12 protein-coding genes and 4 tRNA genes are annotated in these 14,768 nt (G+C 45.6%); 1 reads left to right on the top strand and 15 read right to left on the bottom strand.

Annotation, left to right across the window (positions count from 1 at the left end; genetic code table 11):
* From R7Z47_RS10925 to pncC, 10 genes are all read right to left on the bottom strand, one after another.
* Window positions 1-73 (bottom strand) — tRNA-Arg (locus R7Z47_RS10925).
* 85 nt (window positions 74-158) lie between these two features.
* Window positions 159-250 (bottom strand) — tRNA-Ser (locus R7Z47_RS10920).
* 29 nt (window positions 251-279) lie between these two features.
* Window positions 280-356, bottom strand: a tRNA-Arg gene (locus R7Z47_RS10915).
* Window positions 357-387: 31 nt separating this feature from the next.
* Window positions 388-479 (bottom strand) — tRNA-Ser (locus R7Z47_RS10910).
* Between the two features lie 334 nt (window positions 480-813).
* Window positions 814-1,011 carry a carbon storage regulator CsrA gene (csrA, locus tag R7Z47_RS10905; protein WP_004415691.1) on the bottom strand — a complete coding sequence of 66 codons (198 nt, stop codon included), beginning with the start codon at window positions 1,009-1,011 and terminating at the stop codon, window positions 814-816.
* A gap of 92 nt (window positions 1,012-1,103) precedes the next feature.
* Entirely contained in the window at window positions 1,104-2,291 is a 1,188-nt protein-coding gene (locus R7Z47_RS10900; protein ID WP_262607075.1) for an aspartate kinase, read from the bottom strand.
* A gap of 212 nt (window positions 2,292-2,503) precedes the next feature.
* Window positions 2,504-5,086, bottom strand: coding sequence for an alanine--tRNA ligase (gene alaS / locus R7Z47_RS10895; protein WP_262607076.1), 2,583 nt, complete (start codon window positions 5,084-5,086; stop codon window positions 2,504-2,506).
* Between the two features lie 142 nt (window positions 5,087-5,228).
* Window positions 5,229-5,696: a recombination regulator RecX gene (gene recX / locus R7Z47_RS10890; RefSeq protein ID WP_005383799.1), complete on the bottom strand. Its 468-nt coding sequence runs from the start codon at window positions 5,694-5,696 to the stop codon at window positions 5,229-5,231.
* Between the two features lie 127 nt (window positions 5,697-5,823).
* Complete coding sequence (recA, locus tag R7Z47_RS10885) at window positions 5,824-6,867, bottom strand: recombinase RecA (RefSeq protein WP_005380874.1); 1,044 nt, start codon at window positions 6,865-6,867, stop codon at window positions 5,824-5,826.
* 200 nt (window positions 6,868-7,067) lie between these two features.
* The gene (pncC, locus tag R7Z47_RS10880) at window positions 7,068-7,550 is read right to left on the bottom strand and encodes a nicotinamide-nucleotide amidase (protein WP_238843843.1); all 483 of its coding nucleotides are present in this window, start codon (window positions 7,548-7,550) and stop codon (window positions 7,068-7,070) included.
* Window positions 7,551-7,634: 84 nt separating this feature from the next.
* Between pncC and mutS the strand changes: the two genes are divergently transcribed.
* On the top strand, window positions 7,635-10,196 hold the full coding sequence (gene mutS, locus R7Z47_RS10875; protein WP_064354301.1) for a DNA mismatch repair protein MutS: 2,562 nt from the start codon (window positions 7,635-7,637) through the stop codon (window positions 10,194-10,196).
* An 82-nt stretch (window positions 10,197-10,278) separates the two neighbouring features.
* On the opposite strand, the gene rpoS is transcribed toward mutS, so the two are convergent.
* The 5 genes from rpoS to truD form a co-directional block, all read right to left on the bottom strand.
* Window positions 10,279-11,265 carry an RNA polymerase sigma factor RpoS gene (gene rpoS / locus R7Z47_RS10870; RefSeq protein ID WP_005380887.1) on the bottom strand — a complete coding sequence of 329 codons (987 nt, stop codon included), beginning with the start codon at window positions 11,263-11,265 and terminating at the stop codon, window positions 10,279-10,281.
* A gap of 80 nt (window positions 11,266-11,345) precedes the next feature.
* Window positions 11,346-12,269, bottom strand: coding sequence for a peptidoglycan DD-metalloendopeptidase family protein (locus R7Z47_RS10865; RefSeq protein WP_213967845.1), 924 nt, complete (start codon window positions 12,267-12,269; stop codon window positions 11,346-11,348).
* Window positions 12,270-12,282: 13 nt separating this feature from the next.
* Window positions 12,283-12,909 carry a protein-L-isoaspartate(D-aspartate) O-methyltransferase gene (locus R7Z47_RS10860; RefSeq protein WP_005380892.1) on the bottom strand — a complete coding sequence of 209 codons (627 nt, stop codon included), beginning with the start codon at window positions 12,907-12,909 and terminating at the stop codon, window positions 12,283-12,285.
* Window positions 12,909-13,685: a 5'/3'-nucleotidase SurE gene (gene surE, locus R7Z47_RS10855; RefSeq protein ID WP_005380894.1), complete on the bottom strand. Its 777-nt coding sequence runs from the start codon at window positions 13,683-13,685 to the stop codon at window positions 12,909-12,911. The genes R7Z47_RS10860 and surE overlap by 1 nt, the downstream gene beginning before the upstream one ends.
* A complete protein-coding gene (truD, locus tag R7Z47_RS10850) occupies window positions 13,685-14,728 on the bottom strand; it encodes a tRNA pseudouridine(13) synthase TruD (RefSeq protein WP_262607077.1) in 1,044 nt (347 codons plus the stop codon). The genes surE and truD overlap by 1 nt, the downstream gene beginning before the upstream one ends.
* Window positions 14,729-14,768 lie beyond the last annotated feature (40 nt).

The raw sequence follows: 14,768 nt of genomic DNA, 5'->3' as shown, positions 1-14,768 counted from the left end.
GCGTCCTGGAGGATTCGAACCTCCGACCGCCTGGTTCGTAGCCAGGTACTCTATCCAGCTGAGCTAAGGACGCGCAGATCTTCTTGCTAAGAAGTTGTGAAGTAAATCACATTCATTTCTTACGAAACAAAAAAAAGGCCATCGGGCCAGTCAATGAATGGCGGTGAAGGAGGGATTCGAACCCTCGATACGGGATAAACCGTATACTCCCTTAGCAGGGGAGCGCCTTCAGCCTCTCGGCCACCTCACCGTTTTCATTGTTATATCTCAAAAGAGATATGGCGCGTCCTGGAGGATTCGAACCTCCGACCGCCTGGTTCGTAGCCAGGTACTCTATCCAGCTGAGCTAAGGACGCACTTTTTGTTGATAAATCAACGTTGCAAGAATGGCGGTGAAGGAGGGATTCGAACCCTCGATACGGGATAAACCGTATACTCCCTTAGCAGGGGAGCGCCTTCAGCCTCTCGGCCACCTCACCGTCTTGCGGAGGCACATATTACGTTTTACCGAAAATATGTCAAACACTTTCTTTGAAAAAATCTACGAAACTGGCTTAACCGTTGCTGATTTAATCAAAGTGACTATTAAACGAACTTTATCACTCTATTATGATGAAAAAAAGAGAGTCTTCTCTGAAAAAAAGACATTTATTTTCAAATAACTTTCTGAAGTTCGAATCAACATTATTGATGAATTCACAGCCATACTCAACACAATAGTTTCTGCAAATTTTCAAAAACAGTAAAAACTAAAAAGGCCAACCCTTCGGTTAGCCTTTTTCATTCAAACTAAGCTCTGTAAACAGGAGCGACTTAGTAGTTACCTGAAGCAACGTTGCCATTGCCTTTTTCAGCTTGAATGCGCATGTAGATTTCTTCACGGTGAACTGAAACCTCTTTCGGAGCGTTAACGCCGATACGCACTTGGTTACCTTTAACACCTAGTACAGTTACAGTCACTTCATCACCAATCATCAGTGTTTCGCCTACGCGGCGAGTCAAAATTAGCATTCTTTGCTCCTTGAGTAATCTCTAAATTTTCTTGCTACAAAGCTATTATCCAACAAAAGTTATATTTTCGTAAACTACCTTGTTAGCGAAAATCAGCCTAAAAAGGCATGTTTTTGTTGAATGTTTAATGCTTCACTAGACGTAATGTAAGCATCATGCAGAATGTTTGCTGCTGTATCCACACATTCGGGTGCTAAAACTAGCATCATAGTGAGTGCATTCGTTGCGCTGAAATTGATCTCAATATCTCGCTTTGCCAACAAATCGCATGCGTGCTCTACCATTCCATTGGCCTCAAGCCCCACTGCGGTCAACAGGCTTACCACTTCACTATTACGGATTTTGTCGCTGAACACCAGATCGAACTTGGCACATGCATCTTGTTTTATCATGATACCTGCCCGTTCTGTTTCCTCGATCACATTCCAAATGTCGATACCCAACATCTGACATTGTTTTGTAGCACTAGATAAATGTTCTTTTTCGACTTCGATTATGGCAAGGTCACGTTGAATGGCTATACCAGAGACGGCTTGATTGCCTAACTCCCCCTTTACCAGACTGCCTTCATTAACATCAAATGTCGAAAGCACGCGCAGTGGCACATTATTCTTCCATGCAAATTGCACTGAAGGTAAATGTAATACTTTCGCGCCTCGGCTTGCCATCGCTTCCATGGAAGGAAAATCGATAACCGCCAATTTTCGCGCGTTTTTCACTACACGTGGGTCACAAGTATAAATACCATCAACGTCGGTAAAGATTTGACACTCATCAGCGCGCAATGCGCCTGCCAGTGCCACAGCGCTCGTATCTGAGCCACCTCGACCTAATGTGGTGATATCCCCGTTCTCATTCACACCTTGAAAGCCTGCAACAATCACGATTTGGTCTTGCTCAAGCAATCCCAGAATTGTCTTAGTATCAATGTGTTTAATCGTTGCGTCATTGTGTTGATTATCCGTCACAATATTCGCCTGTGCTCCGGTAAGCGAGCGTGCAGCATGACCCAATTTATTGAGTGTCATTGCTAACAGTGCCATTGACACTTGCTCACCAGCAGAGAGCAAAACATCAAGTTCTCGAGCTGTAGGCACGCTATCTATCTGTTTAGCGAGGTCCATCAGTCTGTTTGTTTCGCCTGACATTGCAGACACGACAACAACAACTTGATTGCCATCATTTTTCGCCTTAATGATGTGTTCAGCAACTTGGTGGATTCTTTCAATTGAACCCACGGAGGTTCCGCCAAACTTTTGCACGATAAGGGGCTTTTTCACCAGTCTTCACCTTCCCAAGACCGAAGTCTCTTTAGAACTGCTTACATCGTCAGTATTTCCTTTTAGAAAAATTATATAAGCAGTAGTTACAACAAAAACCAAATAGCCTAAATGACTCGGTTAACTTTTGGTCAATTAAACCACTTGGCTGCTAAAAAAAATTACGCTCAATCAAAGAAACTTGATTGAGCGTAATTTTAGTAGTTAAAAGCTTATAAGCGCTCTTCTAACCAAGGCTGAACTGTTTTAATTGCCTCTGGTAGTGCGGCTACATCAGTACCACCAGCTTGAGCCATGTCAGGACGACCACCGCCCTTACCACCGACTTGCTCAGCAATCATCTTAACTAGATCACCAGCTTTTACTTTACCAGTTAGATCTTTAGTCACACCAGCAATCAGGCCAACCTTATCACCTGTTACGTTGGCAAGCAGTACGACACCAGACCCCATTTGGTTCTTGATGTCATCAACCATAGTACGTAGGTTCTTGCTGTCAGCGCCTTCAAGAGCTGCGACTAGAACTTTTGTACCATTGACTTCAACCGCTTTGCCCATGATGTTAGCGCTTTCTGCTGCCGCCATCTTATCTTTTAGCTTCTGCACTTCTTTCTCTAGCGCTTTTGCTTTCTGTGCAGATTCTGCCAGTTTCTCTTCGTACTTCGCGTTTTGAGCTTCAATAGCGTCTAATGCAGCCTCGCCTGTTACCGCCTCAATACGTCGAATACCTGCAGCAATGCCGCTTTCTGAAGTGATTTTGAATAGGCCAATATCACCTGTGCTTGATGCGTGAATACCACCGCAAAGCTCTGTCGAGAAGTCGCCCATAGATAGTACGCGTACTTCGTCGTCGTACTTCTCGCCGAATAGAGCCATTGCGCCTTTCTTCTTAGCTGACTCAATGTCCATCACGTTGGTTTCAATCGTGTGGTTGCGACGAATTTGCGCGTTAACTAGGCGCTCAACTTCTTTCAACTCTGCTGCGGTTACGGCTTCTAGATGCGAGAAGTCGAAACGTAGGTTGTCTGCCTTCACCAATGAGCCTTTCTGCGTTACGTGCTCACCTAAAACTTGGCGTAGTGCTGCGTGTAGCAAGTGCGTTGCTGAGTGGTTTAGAGAGATAGCTGCGCGACGCTCTGCGTCAACGATAGTTGCTACTTCATCACCTTTCGCTAGAACGCCTTCTGCCATTACACCGTGGTGCGCGATTGCGTTACCTAGTTTTTGAGTGTCCTCAACGCGGAATACACCAGACTCAGTACGGATTTCACCAGCGTCACCACACTGACCGCCTGACTCTGCGTAGAATGGCGTTTCACCAAGTACGATGATTGCTTTGTCGCCCGCAGATAGTGAATCTACTTCGTTGCCTTCAACGAACATCGCTGCTACAGAACTAGAGCCTTTAGTACCTGTGTAACCACAGAATTCTGTTTGCGTATCAACTTTGATTGCTGCGTTGTAGTCAGTACCGAAGTTACCCGCTTCACGCGCACGTTGACGCTGTTCTTCCATCGCTTTCTCAAAACCTTCTTCGTCGATTGCGAACTCACGCTCACGTGCAACGTCGTTAGTTAAGTCAGCTGGGAAGCCATAAGTGTCGTAAAGTTTAAATACGGTTTCGCCGTCCAGTACTTTACCGTCTAGGTTATCTAATGCTTCGTTTAGAATCGCCATACCGCGCTCAAGTGTACGACCAAAGTTTTCTTCTTCGATACGCAGTACTTTTTCAACCACAGCTTGTTGACGCTTCAGCTCTTCACCAGCCGTACCCATGATGTCAGCTAGAACGCCAACCAACTTGTGGAAGAATGCACCTTGTGCGCCCAGCTTGTTACCGTGACGAACTGCACGACGGATGATACGGCGTAATACGTAACCACGACCTTCGTTTGAAGGCATAACGCCATCCACGATCAGGAATGAACATGAACGGATGTGGTCAGCGATAACGCGTAGTGATTGGTTTGATAGGTCTTCGTAACCGATCACTTCTGCTGCTGCTTTGATAAGAGCTTGGAATACATCGATTTCGTAGTTTGAGTGAACGCCCTGCATGATTGCAGAGATACGCTCGATACCCATACCAGTATCTACCGATGGTTTTGGTAGCGGTTCCATAGTGCCGTCTGCGTGACGGTTGAACTGCATGAATACGTTGTTCCAGATCTCGATGAAACGGTCACCATCTTCTTCAGGCGTGCCAGGACGGCCACCCCAGATGTGCTCACCGTGATCGTAGAAGATTTCAGTACATGGACCACAAGGGCCAGTGTCGCCCATTTGCCAGAAGTTATCAGACTCATACGGCTTGCCGCCTTTTTTATCACCAATGCGAACAATACGATCAGCGGGCACGCCAACTTTCTTGTTCCAGATGTCAAACGCTTCGTCATCGGTTTCGTAAACAGTTACCAATAAACGATCCGCTGGCAGTTTAAGAACTTCGGTTAGGAATTCCCAAGCAAAGGAGATCGCATCTTCTTTGAAGTAATCGCCAAAGCTGAAGTTGCCTAACATTTCAAAGAATGTGTGGTGACGAGCAGTAAAGCCAACATTTTCTAGGTCGTTATGTTTACCACCAGCACGTACGCAACGCTGAGCCGTAGTCGCTCGAGTGTAGGCTCGTTTTTCTAAGCCTAAGAAACAATCTTTAAATTGGTTCATACCTGCGTTTGTGAACAGCAGGGTTGGGTCGTTATGTGGAACTAACGATGAACTTTCTACGATTTGGTGTCCTTTGCTCTCAAAGAACTTGAGGAACGCGTTACGAACCTCATCAGTGCTCATGTACATGCAGCTCTTCCTGAAAATAGTCGAGTTAGAATTTTGCCGTATTGTAGATCATGCAAACAGCTGAGACTAGTTTTCTTGAGGAAAAGAGGGAGTAGGAGAAAAAATTTGAAGCAAAACAAAAATCAGTGCGGACGACTGACCGTTAATCTTCGTCCTCAAAGTTCAGCGCGTAGCTGATTTGGTCAAAACTGTAGCCACGATATTGCAGAAATCGCACCTGTTTAGCGTACTCTTTCTGGTCTTTGGCTTTAATACCTTTGAATTTCTTTTCTGCCGCCTGTTTAGCCAGTTCAAACCAATCTTGCGGCTCTTCAGCCATAGCTTGCTCAATCACCGATTCCGCAACACGCTTCTGGTTTAACTCTTGACGAATTCGACGCTCTCCATGTCCTTTGTATACATGCTGTCTAATTTGACTCTTCGCGTAACGTAAATCATCTAAATAGTTATGATCTAGGCAAAAATTAATTGCGATGTCTATATCTGATTCTTCATAGCCCTTCATCGATAATTTTTGGTAAAGCTCATACTGACCATGATCGCGACGGCTAAGCAATTGGATAGCTGCCTCTTTGCTCGATAATGTTGGCGCCTGGCGTTTTTGGTACATGATGATCCTAAAAGTATTTTTGCTGTACAGGCTCTCAATGGCCTTTGTGATAATTCGATTTCTGATTTCAATAGATACAACAAAGCCCCGCATAGCAGGGCTTTGTCATTTATTAATCTATGAGAGATTAAAACTCTTCAGCTTGCTCTGGCGCTTCACCAGCTTCAGGCGCTTCCGCAAGTGCTGGCGCTAGCAACATTTCACGCAGTTTTGTATCGATAGTTTTAGCCACTTCAGGATGCTCACGCAGGTAGTTACACGCATTCGCTTTACCTTGACCAATCTTATCGCCATTGTAGCTATACCAAGCACCGGCTTTTTCAACTAACTTGTGCTTCACACCTAGATCGACAAGTTCACCTTCGCGGTTAAAGCCTTGGCCGTACATGATTTGTGTGTTTGCTTCTTTAAATGGTGCTGCAATCTTATTCTTAACAACTTTGATGCGCGTTTCGTTACCTACGACTTCGTCACCTTCTTTGATTGCGCCAGTACGACGGATATCTAGACGAACAGAAGCGTAGAACTTAAGTGCGTTACCACCTGTTGTTGTTTCTGGGTTACCAAACATCACACCAATCTTCATACGGATTTGGTTGATGAAGATACACATACAGTTAGACTGCTTTAGGTTACCCGTTAGCTTACGCATTGCTTGAGAAAGCATACGTGCTTGCAGACCCATGTGGCTATCGCCCATTTCGCCTTCGATTTCTGCTTTCGGTGTTAGTGCTGCGACAGAGTCGACAACCATAACATCGATAGCACCAGAACGTGCAAGTGCGTCACAGATCTCCAGCGCTTGCTCACCTGTGTCTGGCTGAGAAACTAGCAATGCATCGATATCAACGCCAAGTTTCTTCGCGTATACAGGATCTAGAGCGTGCTCTGCATCGATAAACGCACACGTTTTGCCTTCACGTTGTGCAGCAGCAATAAGCTCAAGGGTTAGCGTTGTTTTACCTGAAGATTCTGGGCCGTAGATTTCTACGATACGACCCATTGGTAGACCACCAGCACCCAAAGCGATATCAAGAGAAAGAGAACCCGTTGAGATGGTTTCTACGTCCATTGCGCGGTTATCACCAAGGCGCATGATAGAGCCTTTACCGAATTGCTTTTCAATTTGACCTAGCGCAGCGGCGAGCGCTTTCTGTTTGTTCTCGTCCATTACTTTCTCCGATTTATTCATCTTCTTTGGGCGACGAATAGTAATTCATTTTTCTTAAGCAGAAGAACTGCTCAGCAATGAAAGCCATTATACTGTTGATTCATACAGTGTCCATACCTGTATGAAAAAAATTTGGCTGACCTAAAGTCATGATTTGCTCTAGCCCTTATCAATGCTGGGCTAAAACAAGTTAAGAAATTCTAGAGCAGATGTTGATACAATTGAGTCAACGCGTGCTCGACCGCTTTTTTGCGAACTTCTGCACGGTCACCATTAAAATACATGGTTTCTACTTGCTGCCAACTTTGGTTATCAGCAAAAGCAAAGCAGACCATACCGACTGGTTTCTCTTCACTGCCACCACCCGGCCCTGCAATACCACTGATGGACACACCGATGGTGGCATTGGAGTTTTTAATTGCACCCTGCACCATTTCAATCACAACTGGCTCACTCACTGCACCATGCGCTTCTAACGTTGAAGCTTGCACACCAAGCATCTCCATTTTCGCTTCATTACTGTAGGTGACGAACGCACGGTCAAGCCACGCTGAACTACCAGCAATGTCAGTAATGGCGGTAGCAACACCACCACCTGTGCATGATTCTGCGGTCGTTAAAAGATGCCCGTGTTTAGCCAATAATGCGCCTAAATCGGCACTCAATTTTGTTGTTTTTTCCATAGCCAAAATGCCCTTTGTCTCTTTTTACTTGATAGGGATTCACGTATCCTAAGCCGCTACGGAAATAAACAAAAGAACTTACCTGTGAAAGCTGAACAAAAACACACTCCGATGATGCAGCAATACCTCAAGCTAAAAGCTGAGAACCCAGAGATTTTGCTGTTCTACCGCATGGGCGATTTCTACGAACTCTTTTACGATGATGCCAAGCGAGCTTCTCAGCTTCTTGATATTTCATTGACCAAACGTGGTGCGTCTGCAGGTGAACCTATCCCAATGGCGGGTGTGCCATTTCACGCCGTAGAGGGCTACCTGGCAAAACTTGTTCAGCTTGGTGAGTCTGTGGCGATCTGTGAACAGATTGGCGATCCGGCCACCAGCAAGGGCCCAGTAGAACGTAAAGTTGTGCGTATCGTGACACCAGGTACAGTGACGGATGAGGCGCTGCTTTCTGAGCGTGTCGATAACTTAATCGCAGCAATTTACCATCACAACGGTAAGTTCGGTTATGCGACGCTGGATGTCACCTCTGGTCGCTTCCAACTGACAGAACCAGAAACTGAAGAAGCGATGACAGCCGAGCTTCAACGTACCGCACCACGTGAGCTACTGTTCCCAGAAGATTTTGAACCTGTACATTTAATGGCGAGCCGCAATGGTAACCGTCGTCGCCCAGTCTGGGAGTTTGAGCTTGATACGGCTAAGCAACAACTCAATCAACAATTTGGCACAAAAGATCTGGTTGGTTTTGGTGTAGAACATGCGTCCTTAGGGTTATGTGCTGCTGGTTGTTTGATCCAGTACGTAAAAGATACTCAACGTACGGCTTTACCTCATATTCGCTCTTTAACGTTTGATCATCAGGATCAATCCGTCATCCTTGATGCTGCTACCCGACGTAATCTGGAAATTACTCAAAATCTAGCAGGCGGAACCGATAACACGCTCGCTGCAGTACTCGACCATTGTGCAACTCCGATGGGCAGCCGAATGCTGAAGCGTTGGTTGCATCAGCCTATGCGTTGCATTGAAACGTTAAACAATCGCCTTGATGCGATTGGTGAGATTAAAGAACAAGCTCTGTTTGCCGATCTTCAACCAACGTTAAAGCAAATTGGTGATATTGAACGTATCTTAGCGCGCCTTGCATTACGCTCTGCTCGCCCTCGCGATATGGCTAGACTTCGCAATGCCATGCAACAGCTACCAGAGCTAGAATCTGTCACCGCTTCTTTGACCCATCCGTACCTAACGAAATTGGCGAAGTATGCAGCTCCGATTGACGAAGTATGTGACCTGTTAGAACGCGCGATTAAAGAAAATCCGCCGGTTGTTATTCGTGATGGTGGCGTCATCGCTGAAGGCTACAATGCGGAGCTCGATGAATGGCGAAAATTGGCAGACGGTGCAACAGAATATCTTGAGCAGCTTGAGCGAGATGAGCGTGAACGACACGGTATCGATACGCTTAAAGTAGGCTATAACAACGTTCATGGCTTCTTTATCCAAGTGAGCCGTGGCCAGAGCCATTTGGTTCCACCGCATTATGTACGTCGCCAAACACTCAAAAACGCTGAACGCTACATCATCCCAGAGCTTAAGGAACACGAAGACAAAGTACTTAACTCGAAGTCTAAAGCGTTAGCACTTGAGAAACAGTTGTGGGAAGAACTGTTTGATCTATTGATGCCAAACCTTGAGAAGCTGCAAAACCTAGCTTCTGCTCTGTCTCAGCTAGATGTATTACAAAACCTAGCAGAGCGTGCAGATTCGTTAGATTACTGCCGCCCAACGCTTGTGAAAGACGCAGGAATTCACATTCAAGCTGGCCGTCATCCAGTCGTAGAACAAGTAACAACAGAGCCGTTCATCGCGAACCCAATTGAGCTTAACCCAGCCCGTAAGATGTTGATCATCACCGGTCCAAACATGGGTGGTAAATCAACCTACATGCGTCAAACTGCGCTGATTGCATTGATGGCACATATCGGCTCTTATGTACCGGCAGAATCCGCACAGATTGGTTCTTTAGATCGTATATTTACTCGTATTGGTGCATCAGATGATCTTGCATCTGGCCGCTCGACCTTCATGGTAGAAATGACCGAAACAGCCAATATTCTTCACAACGCAACTAAGAACAGTTTGGTGCTAATGGATGAAATCGGACGCGGTACTAGTACTTACGACGGTCTTTCTTTAGCTTGGGCAAGTGCGGAATGGCTCGCAACACAAATTGGTGCGATGACCCTATTTGCAACTCACTACTTCGAATTAACAGAGTTACCGAACCAACTGCCAAGCTTAGCGAACGTTCACTTGGATGCCGTAGAACATGGAGACAGCATTGCCTTTATGCACGCAGTTCAAGAAGGTGCGGCAAGTAAGTCTTACGGCTTGGCTGTTGCGGGCTTAGCTGGCGTACCAAAAACGGTCATCAAAAATGCGCGTAACAAGCTATCTCAGCTAGAGCAACTGGGGCAAAACAGTGACACACCGCGTCCAAGTGCAGTAGATGTGGCTAACCAGTTGAGCCTGATTCCAGAGCCTAGCGAAGTCGAACAAGCTCTGTCAGGTATTGACCCTGACGACTTAACGCCACGCCAAGCTCTTGAAGAGCTGTATCGCTTGAAAAGGATGCTGTAAATAGACTCACACCAAGGAGCAAAAAAGAAAAAAGGCTATGGGGAACCATAGCCTTTTGCGTATCTAGTGGAATACGGATTATTTAATCGTCTTCTACGTTAAACAAGTTTTCCATATTCAAACCTTGTTTGATTAGGACTTCACGAAGACGACGTAAACCTTCCACTTGTATTTGACGTACTCGCTCACGTGTCAGACCAATCTCTCGACCAACTTCTTCCAGCGTCGAAGGCTCGTAGCCTAGTAGGCCGAAGCGACGTGCAAGCACTTCTTTCTGTTTCGGATTCAACTCTTCTAACCAATGAATCAACGATGATTTGATGTCGTCATCTTGAGTCGAAACTTCTGGATCAGAGTTGTTTGCATCAGGAATAATATCCAGCAGCGCTTTCTCACCGTCACCACCGATTGGCGTGTCGACAGAGCTAATACGCTCATTAAGGCGTAACATTTTGCTTACGTCTTCGACTGGAATATCTAATTGAGCAGCAATTTCTTCTGCGGTCGGTTCGTGATCGAGCTTTTGAGAAAGTTCACGCGCAGTACGCAGATAAATGTTCAGCTCTTTCACTACGTGGATAGGTAGACGGATCGTGCGAGTTTGGTTCATCAACGCTCGCTCTATCGTTTGTCGGATCCACCACGTTGCGTAAGTAGAGAAACGGAAACCACGTTCTGGGTCGAATTTTTCGACCGCTCGGATCAAGCCGAGGTTACCTTCTTCAATCAGATCGAGTAGTGCTAGACCACGGTTACTGTATCGACGAGAAATCTTAACAACCAAACGTAGGTTACTTTCGATCATACGTTTGCGTGCCGCTTCGTCGCCACGTAGGGCGCGTCTTGCGTAAAGCACTTCTTCTTCGGCAGTAAGTAAAGGTGAGAAGCCAATTTCGCCCAAATACAACTGAGTTGCATCTAAGCTTTTACTGCTCGCGTCAAATTCTTCACGCGCAGTCGCTTTGCTTTCTGTGGATGATGATCTTTCGAGTTCGTTATCAATGGTCTTCACTGACGCATTGTCAAATGCAAACTCTTCAACTTTGGTTACTGTGTTGCTGATACTCATAACGCCTCCCCCTGGCGAGTTAGCAAGACATGACAACTCAATATGTCGCTAAATGATGTCGCAAGTTGTTTTTCAAAGTTTTAAGGCAAATAGCGTTTTGGATTCACTGATTTACCTTGATAGCGAATTTCAAAGTGTAGTTTGACCGACTTTGCACCTGAACTACCCATGGTGGCGATTTTTTGTCCGCTTTTTACGCTTTGTCCTTCTGTGACCAGCAGTTTGTCATTATGTGCGTATGCGCTTAAATAATTGTCGTTATGCTTTACTATAATTAAGTTGCCATAACCTCGTAGCGCATTGCCTGAATAAACGACTGTGCCGGCTGCGGTTGAAACGATAGGTTGACCACGCTGTCCTGCGATGTCGATACCTTTATTTCCCTGTTCTCCCGCCGAAAAGTTCTTGATTACTCTCCCTTTTGTTGGCCACAACCACTTTGAGACTTTATCACTCTTTGCTGTGGTAGTTGGCGATTTTTGCTTCACTTTTTGGTTATCTTTTGAACCAACATACTCCTTTGTTTTCGATTGTTCAACCTTCTTTGGAGGCTGTTTTTGTACGACTTTAGGCTTAGTCTCTGTAGGTTTTTGACTAGAGTTTTTACTCGAAGGTTTAGGTTTAGAGGCTGTTGATGTTTTCGTCACTGGAGCTGGGGGGGTCGTAACAACAGGAGCCACAACGGGTTCAACTTTTTGACCATATTTAGGGGCGACATATTTCGGAGCCCAAAGTTTTAGCCTCTGTCCTGGGTAGATAGTGTAAGGCTGAGTTAACTCATTGTAACGAACAAGATCATTTACATCTTTATCTGTGACATAAGCTATGAAGTAAAGCGTATCGCCTTTTTTTACCTCATAATAACTCCCTCTGTAACTCCCTCTTTCAAGGCTTGAATAGTCTTTTTTTAGGCTAGAGACAGGTGCAGGGGAATGCGCTGCACAACCAACTAGTCCTGCAGCAAACACAAAGCTAATACCAATATGACGTAGTAACTTATTCACCTATCCCTAACCCTTAAGCTAAATCACCCGCAACCAGAGGTACGAACCGAACCATTTCTACAACGGTAGAGAGATATTCGTCTCCCTTACGCTCTATTTTTAATAACTGTTGTTCCGTATCTCCAACAGGAATGACCATTTTGCCGCCATCTCTTAATTGTGAGAGAAGAGCTTGGGGAATCACTTCAGCGGCAGCGGTAACAATAATAGCATCGAAAGGACCTCGCGCTTCCCAGCCCTGCCACCCATCAGCATGCTTAGTTGAAACATTGTAGATATCCAATTGCTTCAGGCGACGCTTTGCTTCCCATTGCAACGATTTAATTCGCTCAACGGAGTATACATGATCAACAATTTGCGCCAGTACCGCAGTTTGATAACCCGATCCCGTTCCGATTTCCAGAACACGACTCGCCGGTTCTAGCTCAAGCAACTCGGTCATACGAGCAACGATATAAGGCTGAGAAATAGTTTGTCCCTGACCAATTGGTAACGCATTGTTATCATAGGCTTGGTGCATCATCGCTTGAGAAACAAAGCTTTCTCGTGGCAAGCGTTGGATAGCATCCAGAACTCTTTGGTCTTTGATGCCACTGGAGATAAGAAACGCTATCAACCTGTCAGCATGTGGGTTACTCATTACTTCTCTTCCTTTAACCAACTATCCATAGCACGCAGCGACTCGTGAGCGGTGAGATCAACTTGCAGAGGCGTCATTGAAACTCGGCCATGCTCAATTGCATAAAAGTCCGTGCCCTCTCCTGCATCTTGCTCCTTTCCTGGTGGCCCTAACCAATAAATGTCATGGCCTCTCGGATCTTTCTGCTTGATCATATTCTCTGCGTGATGACGTGCACCTAAACGAGTAACTTCAATTTCACCTAAATTCTCTGATGGTAAGTCCGGCACGTTTACGTTCAGTAGACGATTCGTTGGAATCGGCGACGCTAAATGCTGTTGTACAATTTGACGTGCAATTTTAGCGGCGGATTCGAAATGTCGCTTACCCACTAGAGAAAAAGCCACCGACTGAACGCCAAGGAAATGACCTTCCATGGCTGCTGCTACTGTTCCAGAATAAAGAACATCATCACCCAAATTAGCGCCATGGTTGATTCCTGACAGAACAAGATCAGGCAAATCATCTTTCATTAGCTCATTCAGCGCGAAATGCACACAATCCGTGGGCGTGCCTTGCACTGAGTAGATATTTGGGGCAATTTCAGTCACGCGTAATGGTTGTTCTAATGTGAGTGAATTCGAAGCACCTGAACGATTTCGATCAGGTGCGACAATGGTCACTTCAGCGATATCTCTCAACTCATCAGCGAGGGCATGAATCCCTTGAGCATGAACACCATCATCATTGCTGATTAAGACTCTTAAGGGCTTCGGGTTTCGTGAATCCTGTTCCATTAGTATTCTCTTTCTACTTCAACCTCATTAACTAACTCACGAACAATAGAGGTCGCAAAAGATCCCGCATCCAGTGAGAAAGTCAGCGTAATGTTGTTACCTTCAACCGTCCAAGCTAAATCTTTTGGCTTTAGCGCAATATCGCGACGGTCGTGGCGCATGCGATTACCACGAATCAGCGCCATGAGGTCAGGCTCTTCGTCTAAAAACGGTTGCTCTAATGCCAGAGCCTCAGTTTGAGTAGGCAGTGCATTATCGCCAGCAAGCGCAGCGGTAATTGCCGCTTCACCTTGTGCAAATTGCACTTGCAAATCAGTGATGTTGTTTGCATCAATCAACTGAGTGCCAGAATTCGTCTGTGCAATGTCACCATCAATGAACTTATCAAACACACAATTCTCTAGACGAGCTGAAACGATGCGGTTGAAAATCCACGAACGAGCCGCTGATAAATACATGCTGCGCTTGTTTTGATTGCGGGTACGAACGTTTTCGCGTCCCCATCGACGTGCTTCTTCAAGGTTGTTACCATCGTTACCAAAACGCTGACTACCAAAGTAGTTTGGCACGCCAACTTGTTTCACTTTTTCAAGACGTTGCTCTACATCCGCTATATCTGTCACTTCAGACAAAGTAACCACGAACTCGTTCCCTACTAGGTCACCAGGACGCAGTTTTTTATTGTGACGATCTGTTGCAAGGATTTCGATACTTGGGTATTGAGCTAAAAACGCTGAAAAATCTGGCGTTTCACCTTTCGGTAAATGGACACTTAACCACTGTTCCGTCACCGCATGACGGTCTTTAAGACCCGCCCAGCTAACGTCTTTCGACTTAACACCACAGGCTTTTGCTAACTCGTTAGCAACGAAGCTGGTGTTCTCGCCCGTTTTACGGATACGAACCATTAAGTGCTCGCCTTCGCCCGTAAAGGCAAAACCTAAATCTTCGCGAACCTGAAAATGCTCTGGCTGCGCTTTGATTTTTGCCGATGCAATTGGCTTACCTGTTAAGTAAGCCAATGAAGATAAAATGTCTGACATGATGTGTTTCCGCTGATATCACAGCTTAGAGGAGCAAATT

Source organism: Vibrio sp. 1641, assembly GCF_033339995.1.
Lineage (GTDB): Bacteria > Pseudomonadota > Gammaproteobacteria > Enterobacterales > Vibrionaceae > Vibrio > Vibrio alginolyticus.
This window is presented reverse-complemented; position numbering and strand designations above follow the sequence as displayed.